Source organism: Bacillus sp. GMs2/2, assembly GCF_050172095.1.
GTDB lineage: Bacteria > Bacillota > Bacilli > Bacillales > Bacillaceae_G > Bacillus_A > Bacillus_A cereus.
Window position 1 is genome coordinate 25,632 of the sequence record NZ_JBNLYE010000025.1, and the last position, 6,498, is coordinate 32,129.

Consider the following 6,498-nt stretch of genomic DNA (forward strand, 5'->3'; position numbering starts at 1 on the left):
ATTGGTGAGACCTTATCCTTGAATCGTTTTATTCATTTGTTTAATGGCTGACTTCTCTAAACGTGATACTTGCGCTTGGGAAATCCCAATTTCTTCTGCAACTTCCATCTGTGTCTTTCCTTGGAAGAAACGTTTTCTAATAATCATTTTCTCTCTATCATTTAAACGCTTCATTCCTTCTTTCAATGCTAATTCTTCAACCCACTGCTCGTCCTTTTGTTTTTCATCACTTAACTGGTCCATAACAAAGATAGGATCTCCCCCATCATTATAAATCGGTTCAAATAATGAAACTGGATCTTGAATTGCATCTAAAGCAAATACTATCTCTTCATGAGTTACTTCTAGCACTTTTGCAATATCCATTGCTGTTGGTTCTTTTGAATTTTCTGCAATCAACTTTTCTCTTACTTGCAAAGCTTTATACGCAATATCTCGCAATGAGCGCGATACGCGAATCGGATTATTATCACGCAAATATCTGCGTATTTCCCCAATAATCATCGGCACAGCATACGTTGAAAATTTTACATTTTGGCCTAAATCAAAATTATCAATTGATTTCATAAGTCCGATGCAACCAACTTGAAATAAATCGTCAACATATTCTCCTCTGTTATTAAATCTTTGGATGACGCTCAGTACAAGACGTAAGTTTCCATTCACTAATTTTTCTCTTGCGCTTATCTCTCCACTTTGCATTTCACGAAATAATTTACGCATCTCTTCATTTTTTAATACTGGAAGTTTAGCTGTATCAACACCGCAAATTTCTACTTTGTTTCTCGTCAAAGTGTTCCCTCCTATCGGGAGTTGCTGTACAGTGTAAAGTATTTCCTTTGAAGGGGATTTTATGCATGTGGTTTATTCACGATTTGTTATTTAAATTATCTTTCCTAATACAACTAAATAGAATAAGACCAGCCTACATAACGGCTGGTCTTATTCTTTACACCATTTTATTAAATTCTTTTCGTAATCTTTTTATAATTCTTTTTTCTAAACGCGAAATGTATGACTGTGAAATCCCAAGCATATCAGCCACATCTTTTTGCGTCTTTTCCTCTCCTCCAGCAAGCCCAAACCGAAGTTCCATAATTTGTTTTTCACGATCATTTAATTGGTGTAATGCTTTCATTAAAAGGTGACGATCTACAGTAGCTTCTAAATCTTTTGTAATAATATCATCATCTGTACCTAACACGTCAGACAATAACAATTCATTCCCATCCCAATCAATGTTTAGTGGTTCATCAAAAGAAACTTCCGAACGATTTTTGTTATTTCGACGTAAATGCATTAAAATTTCATTTTCTATACAACGCGATGCATATGTTGCTAATTTTATTTTCTTTTCTGGATTAAATGTATTTACCGCTTTAATAAGGCCGATTGTTCCTATACTAATCAAATCTTCAATATTTATCCCTGTATTTTCAAACTTTCTTGCTATATATACAACGAGCCTTAAGTTACGTTCAATAAGTAATGACCTTGCTGCCTGATCTCCTTTTGGCAATTTATTCAAAAGAACTTCCTCTTCTTCTTTTGTTAACGGTGGTGGCAACGCTTCACTTCCACCAATATAATAAATTTCATCGGTCTTAATTCCTAATTTCAGCAATACTTTATACCAAAGGTATACTAAATAAAATTTTAATTTCATCATATTATCCCGCCTCTCATTATTAAGCGATTACCATTTTTTGTGAAATCAACATTTTTGGATGCACAATACATTGATACTCCCCATTAGTAGAAAGCTGTTGTGTATTTAATCCAATTAATACTTTGTTTACAACAATAGAACTACCTTCATGGTCAACTTGCACACTATCAGGCTTAATTGCCCACAAAAATTGACTCTCTACTCCTACTGCACGGAAAGGAATTAAGCGTAATTTTGTCGCCCAACCAGAATCATTTTCTGGTATTTGAGGAATTTCTGTTTTGGAATAAATTTGTTCTGTTAACCAAGATGGTAAGCAATGTTCTAATGATGAAACATGCATAATCATAACGGGTGTTTTTGTTAATGGGTCATAAAGTTGGTTCCCACTGTCAATAAGACCTGCCAGTTCTAGTTCTTCTTCTGCTAATTGAATTTTTACTTTCACAATTTGATCATAGTGTATTTTCGTGACCTCTACACTTTCAATACGCTTTTTAGAAAAATAATAAATTACTGGAAAACCAAAAATAACAAATAACCAACTAATTGGATCACCGTAAGAAATTGACTGAGATTGAACCAATCCATTTACCATTTCATTCGTTTGCAAAAAGAAATGAGTTCCAATTAATCCTCCGCCAACCATAAAGGTTACAAAGTAAAAAGTAAAAACAGTTTGTGCATAATTTCTAAATGTTGTAAACCCAAATGCTGTATACACAATAAGTAACGAGTACAGTAGTTTCATAATTGGATGTGTCATCATAGAAGCAAAAGGAGTAAAGGCAAAAATAACAATAGTTGAACCTATAAATGCCCCTAACACAAGCCTCCATTTTTTGATTTTCTTTTTTAACACGGTAGCTGTTAATAAAAGCAAAAGAAAATCAATGCAGGCGTTTAACAACCAAACAACGTCGGCGTAAACAACCAAACAATTCACCTCTTTTTTCAAGTTGAGACTAGTATAATGCATATCCAATAGGAAAGTGTGTCAATTTGCGGAGGTGTTTTTTTGTTATTTTGTGATTTCTAGACATAATCTGTCGGTAAAAAATAAAAGTACAAATTCATAGAATGATATACTCTTATTTTCACCAACAAAATATACCAAATAAAAAAAAGACCTGCTTAGCAGGTCTTTTCCATTTAAAAAACAAAAAAGGAGCATGAAAGCTCCTTTTTTTATCGTCTACGACGGTTACGTAAAAATGCTGGAATATCGATATCATCTGAATCTGAATGACGCTCATGTACAACTGGCTCTTCACGCTTCATTTCACGTTTTACTTCACGTTGTTTTGAAGGTTGAGCTACTGGTTGTTGCTGTTGTTGCGTGTGGTTCGCATTCGGACGAATAATTGGTTTTGGTGGTTGAGTTGCAATGCTATCATCAAAACCAGTTGCAATTACAGTTACAACGATATCATCTTTTAATCCTTCGTTAATAACAGAACCGAAGATCATATTTACTTCTGGATCTGAAGCTGAAGCTACGATATCTGCCGCTTCTTGTACTTCATATAAGCTTAAGTTAGCGCCACCCGTAATGTTCATGATAACACCTTGAGCTCCATCAATAGATGTTTCTAGTAATGGACTAGAAATCGCTTTTTTCGCAGCTTCTGCAGCACGATTTTCCCCGTTACCAGAACCAATACCCATTAAAGCAGAACCTCTATTAGACATAATTGTCTTTACGTCTGCAAAGTCTAAGTTAATTAAACCTGGCGTTGCAATTAAATCCGAAATACCTTGAACACCTTGACGTAATACGTTATCAGCTTCACGGAATGCTTCTAACATTGGCGTATTTTTATCAACAATCTCTAATAAGCGATCGTTTGGAATTACAATAAGAGTATCTACATTTTCTTTAAATGCTGCAATACCAGATGCTGCTTGCGTCGCACGCTTACGTCCTTCAAAAGTAAATGGACGTGTTACAACACCAACTGTTAAAGCACCTAATTCTTTTGCAACTTGAGCAACAACTGGAGCTGCACCAGTTCCAGTTCCACCGCCCATACCGGCAGTTACGAAGACCATATCCGCACCACGAAGTGCTTCTTGGATCTGTTCTTTACTTTCTTCTGCAGCTTTTTTCCCTACTTCAGGGTTTGCGCCTGCACCAAGTCCACGCGTTAATTTTCCACCAATTTGCATTTTTGTTTCAGCTTTTGATAGATTTAATGCTTGTGCATCAGTGTTCACAGCGATAAAGTCTACACCTTGTACACCGTGTTCAATCATACGGTTTACAGCATTGTTTCCGCCACCGCCGACACCGATAACTTTTATATTCGCTAATTGATCTTGAGTAGTATCAAACTCTAACATGTCGAAATCCCCCTAGAACCTCATTTTTCGTGTCCAATTTTAATCCCATAAATAACGGAATACACGTTTTACTTTTGACATCATGCGGTCATCATTTTGATTATTATTGTTTTGATTACGAGTTTTTTGTTTCGCGGGTTGCTGTTGTACCGGCGTTGGTGCTGGTGCTGGTACTGGTTCAAAATGCTCTTGCTTTTCCTGCACATTTTTCCCACGTAATTTAGCTTTTTGATAAGAATGTTTAATTAATCCAACTCCACTTGTATATTGAGGCTCACGCACACCAATATAATCAGGAGTTGCTACACGAACATTTTCATGTAAAATATCATATGCAAGATCAAGAACACCTGGCATAGAAGCAATTCCGCCAGTTAGTACATAACCAGAAGCCACTTGCTTTACTCCTAACTTACGCACTTCATCTTGAACAAACATTAAAATTTCCTCTACACGAGCCTCTATTATATCCGATAATTCTAACTGAGAATATTGTTCTGTTTGATCACTTCCCATAATAGGAACCGTAAACATCTCTTCTTCAGATGCTGTATCATAAAAAGCATGTCCATATTTCAACTTAATTTGATCTGCATTTTCTGTTGAAGTTTTCAACCCAATCGCAATATCTTTCGTTATATGGTCTCCACCTAATGGTAATACGCTCGTCGCTTGTAACTCTCCATCTTTAAAAATAGATAAAGTTGTAGATCCTCCCCCCATATCAACAAGGGCTACTCCTCTATTTTTTTCATCTGAAGATATAGCAACTGTTGCAGCCGCTAAAGGTTGAAGACAAATATCAACAATTTCAAGACCTGCTTTTTCTACACAACGAAGTAGGTTATGTAGTAAAGTTCTCGAGCCTGTAATAAGTGTACCTTCCATTTCTAATCTTACACCGATCATCCCGCGTGGATCGTTAATCTCGTCAAGACCGTCTACGATGAACTGTCGAGGTACCACATCAATAAACTCACGTTCTGGAGCAATTGACACAACTTGTGCTGCATCTAGAACGCGTAAGACATCTTCATTCCCGATTTCACGATCTTCATTTGAAACAGCGACTACTCCGTGACAAGGAAGTAGCTGTACCTGGTTTGCATTGACACCTACTACAACTTGCTCAATGTGGATTCCCACCATGCGCTCAGCTTGTTCAATTGCTTTTTTAATTGATCGAACAGTCTCGTCTATATCAACTATCGATCCCTTCTTTAAACCATTTGATTTTACATTTCCAACACCAATAATGTTTAAGCTGTCATTAACCATTTCACCAATGATGACTTTAACATTGGATGTACCGATGTCAAGACTAACATATATTTCATTGCTGTTCATTCTTTGGCACCTCCTTCTTTATTTATACCATACAACTCAATATATGGAACAACAATCGCAACTTTACTATTTATAAGAAAAATATTCAACGTCTTTATACGTTTCCCTTTTTTAACCCTATATTTTTCTTATTTTTATTTAGCATTCAATTAAGAATATCGCAGTAAACTATGAATAACTGCTTATCTTGAAATAATTCTATTTCGAGTGTAAAGTTTACCGCCAAGTATAAGTCTACACTAAGATGTACTCATAGAAAAGTGAAACTTGTACCAATACTAGTATGAATCTAAGAATTTTTACATATTTTTCATCAAATGAACCATTCTTCTAAATTCGTATATATATAATAGAACATTCGTTTCGTTTTTTCTGCTATAAGCAACGAAAACTACCATTCTATTCTTTTTTTTCTTCCGCACCTAATTCTTTCGTATATGCACCTACTTCTAAGTCAATTAATACCTTCTTACCTGGCTCAATTGTTTTTAAAATAAGTGGATAGGCTTCCATACGTTTTGCGAAATTTTGAATCGTAGTGCTCACTTCATAACCTTCATTCATATATAAAGTAAGATGATCTTCATTCGCATTCGTTGGTGAATAGCGAATCTCCGAAATAGATTTTAAAATAGCTGGTGTTAATTTTTCTAGTTCAGCGATTAACTCCTTCATTTTCTCTTCTTTAAAAGGTTCAAAAATCGGTGCTGCAACAGGAAGTTTTCCATTAGGTAGTACATCAAGCGTTTTTCCATTTTCTAATAACGGTTGTAATTTTCCCTCTTTATTTATATAACCAATCGTTAAATATTCTTCGATATGAATATCAATCTTGTTTGGAAAACGTTTTTTTACATTTACTGCTTTAATTTCTTTTCGCTTCGTTAAGTTTTCTTCAGCTTTATGTGCTGTCACTCGGAAATAACTTGTATCATATGTCACGCCTGAATCCTTCATTACTTGCTCATCCGTCATATAGTGATTTCCAAACACACTAATCTTTTTTATATTACTAAGCGGAGACCGAAAATAAATTAAAAAGAGCACTAATAAAAATAAAATTGATATGTATAAAATCAATCGATGATTAACATTTTTTTTTGTATTTGATTAAACAATGGTGATTTATTGCAAATTGA

The 6,498-nt window shown here is 35.0% G+C and carries 5 protein-coding genes and 1 pseudogene; all 6 read right to left on the reverse strand.

All coding sequences use genetic code 11. From position 1 onward, the window contains the following. Positions 1-12: 12 nt before the first annotated feature. Positions 13-792 (reverse strand): RNA polymerase sporulation sigma factor SigG, encoded by a 780-nt coding sequence (gene sigG, locus ACQGS6_RS06555; RefSeq protein WP_000197755.1) that lies wholly within the window; start codon positions 790-792, stop codon positions 13-15. 157 nt (positions 793-949) lie between these two features. Beyond that, entirely contained in the window at positions 950-1,669 is a 720-nt protein-coding gene (sigE, locus tag ACQGS6_RS06560) for an RNA polymerase sporulation sigma factor SigE (protein ID WP_000976948.1), read from the reverse strand. A gap of 19 nt (positions 1,670-1,688) precedes the next feature. Beyond that, the gene (gene spoIIGA, locus ACQGS6_RS06565; RefSeq protein ID WP_000261970.1) at positions 1,689-2,606 is read right to left on the reverse strand and encodes a sigma-E processing peptidase SpoIIGA; all 918 of its coding nucleotides are present in this window, start codon (positions 2,604-2,606) and stop codon (positions 1,689-1,691) included. A gap of 251 nt (positions 2,607-2,857) precedes the next feature. Next, on the reverse strand, positions 2,858-4,012 hold the full coding sequence (ftsZ, locus tag ACQGS6_RS06570; RefSeq protein WP_000888984.1) for a cell division protein FtsZ: 1,155 nt from the start codon (positions 4,010-4,012) through the stop codon (positions 2,858-2,860). A 39-nt stretch (positions 4,013-4,051) separates the two neighbouring features. Beyond that, the gene (gene ftsA, locus ACQGS6_RS06575; RefSeq protein WP_001087557.1) at positions 4,052-5,359 is read right to left on the reverse strand and encodes a cell division protein FtsA; all 1,308 of its coding nucleotides are present in this window, start codon (positions 5,357-5,359) and stop codon (positions 4,052-4,054) included. Positions 5,360-5,758: 399 nt separating this feature from the next. Continuing rightward, positions 5,759-6,460: pseudogene (divIB, locus tag ACQGS6_RS06580) on the reverse strand (cell division protein DivIB); the annotation flags it as partial. Between the last annotated feature and the right edge of the window lie 38 nt (positions 6,461-6,498).

Excerpts from the sequence above, each read along its gene's own strand:
- sigE (WP_000976948.1), bottom strand. The coding sequence starts at position 1,669 with ATGATGAAATTAAAATTTTATTTAGTATACCTTTGGTATAAAGTATTG.
- ftsZ (WP_000888984.1), bottom strand. The coding sequence starts at position 4,012 with ATGTTAGAGTTTGATACTACTCAAGATCAATTAGCGAATATAAAAGTT.
- ftsA (WP_001087557.1), bottom strand. The coding sequence starts at position 5,359 with ATGAACAGCAATGAAATATATGTTAGTCTTGACATCGGTACATCCAAT.